We start from the raw sequence: 1,997 nt of genomic DNA, 5'->3' as shown, positions 1-1,997 counted from the left end.
GTTCAGGGTGACCCAGTCCATGGGCGCGATCGGGACGAGTGCCGACAACTCACTGGCCGAAAGCTTCAATGCCGCGCTCAAACGCGAGCTTCTCGAGGGCCGGGCAGCGTTCCCGGACCAGGCGACCGCCTACCGGGCCGTGTTCCGGTGGGCCCACCGCTACAACACCCGCAGGCGCCACTCCGCGATCGGCAACATCACCCCGAACACCTACGAAGCCGCCTACGCGGCGACCGCGTCCGCTACCCTCGCGGAAGCGGCATAACCGAACCGACACCGTGTCCACGATCGAGGGTCAAGGCCCTAGGGGTCGAGGTCCCCGAGGATCAGTAGCGCTAACTGTCTGATCTTCACGAGGACCTCGACGTGCTTCACCCTACTTCGGGGTGCGCTTCCGCGCGCTCTGCCGCTGATCCGTGTTCCCGCTGCGACGTTCTGCTGGGTCTTCCCGATGTCCATGTCGAGCGCGTCGACCGTCGCGACGGGCTGCTGGTGGTGACGGTCTCGACGCCAGCGGCGCCGACCGGCTGCCCCTCGTGTGGGGTCGTCGCGACCGGCCGCGGACGCCGTCGACGGGTGCTTCATGATGTGCCCGCGACGACGCGGGTGCGGATCGTATGGCGGCAGCGGGTCTGGCGGTGCGACGAGGTGGGATGCGCGCGGCGGACGTTCGTGGAGCAGCTCCCGGGTCTGGTCGCCCGGCGCGGGTCGATCACCACGCGCGCCGTCGGCTGGGCGATCGGGCAGCTGCGCCGCGAGCACGCCACCGTGCACGGTATCGCCCGTCAGCTCGGCACGTCGTGGAAGACGGTGTGGCGCGCTGTCGAGCCTGAGTTGGAGCGGCTCGCGGCCGACGAGTCCCGATTCGAGAACGTCACCACGCTCGGTGTCGATGAGCACATCTGGCATCACGTCGACCCCCGCAAGCGCGGTCCGAAGGAGCTTACCGGGATGGTCGATCTGAGCCGCGACGCGGACGGGAAGACGCGGGCCAGGCTGCTCGACCTGGTGCCGGGCCGCTCCGGGAAGGCCTACGCGTCCTGGCTCGCCGAACGCGGCGAAGCGTTCCGGCAGAACGTGAAAGTCGCGGCTCTTGACCCGTTCGCCGGCTACAAGACCGCGATCGACGACCAGCTCGAAGACGCCACGGCCGTGCTGGACGCATTCCACGTCGTCAAGCTCGGCACCGCCGCCGTCGACGAGGTCCGCCGCCGCGTCCAGCAGGACACCCTCGGGCATCGCGGTCGGACCGGCGACCCGCTCTACGGGATCCAGACCATCCTCCGCGCCGGCGCCGAGAACCTCACCGAGAAGCAGCGGACCAGGCTCGCGGCAGCGATCGAGGCCGACCCCGCGCACGACGAGGTGTTCGTCGCATGGCAGTGCGCCCAGCAACTGCGTTCCGCCTACCACCAGAAGGACCTCGCCGAGGGCCGCCAGATCGCGGAGAAGGTCGTCGACACATTCCACACCTGCCCGATCCCCGAGATCGCCCGCCTCGGCCGCACCCTCCGCCGCTGGCGAGCCGCGTTCCTGGCCTACTTCACGACCGGACGATCATCGAACGGCGGCACTGAGGCCGTGAACGGGATCATCGAGCTGCACCGCCGCCTCGCCCGCGGCTTCCGCAACCGCGACAACTACCGGCTCCGCATGCTCCTCGCCGCCGGCGGACTCACCCCATGACCCCCACCGAATGTCCGAAGAGCCAGTTGCCGGCACCGGGGGAGAGGGGCCCAGCGCTAGGGCGTGTTGATCAAGAAGGTGCGGGGTGGCCAGCCGCCGCGAGTTGCGCGGGAGAATGGGCGTGTGAAGATCCAGGTGCTGCATATCGAGGATTGCCCGAATTGGCAGGAGGCGGGCGATCGAGTACGGCTGGTGCTCGACTCGATCGGACGGGGCGATGTTCCGGTGGAGTTCGTGTTGATCCGCACCGAGGCTGAGGCGGTGAGCTCTGGTTTCGCGGGCTCGCCCACGATTCTTCTGGACGGTCAGGA

Annotated in this window: 2 protein-coding genes and 1 pseudogene; all 3 read left to right on the top strand. The window is 69.0% G+C overall.

The features are described from left to right. On the top strand, positions 1–265 hold a 265-nt coding region (locus tag DC432_RS16050; protein WP_133177984.1), incomplete at its 5' end, for an integrase core domain-containing protein. Between the two features lie 101 nt (positions 266–366). Further along, positions 367–1,686, top strand: a complete 1,320-nt coding sequence (locus DC432_RS16045; RefSeq protein WP_425411851.1) for an ISL3 family transposase — start codon at positions 367–369, stop codon at positions 1,684–1,686. A 123-nt stretch (positions 1,687–1,809) separates the two neighbouring features. After that, a pseudogene (locus DC432_RS16040) lies at positions 1,810–1,997 on the top strand (hypothetical protein); the annotation flags it as partial.

This window comes from Microbacterium testaceum (assembly GCF_003075375.1).
Classification (GTDB): domain Bacteria; phylum Actinomycetota; class Actinomycetes; order Actinomycetales; family Microbacteriaceae; genus Microbacterium; species Microbacterium testaceum_E.
The sequence above is the reverse complement of the archived record's forward strand: the minus strand, read 5'-3'. Positions and strand labels throughout refer to the sequence as shown.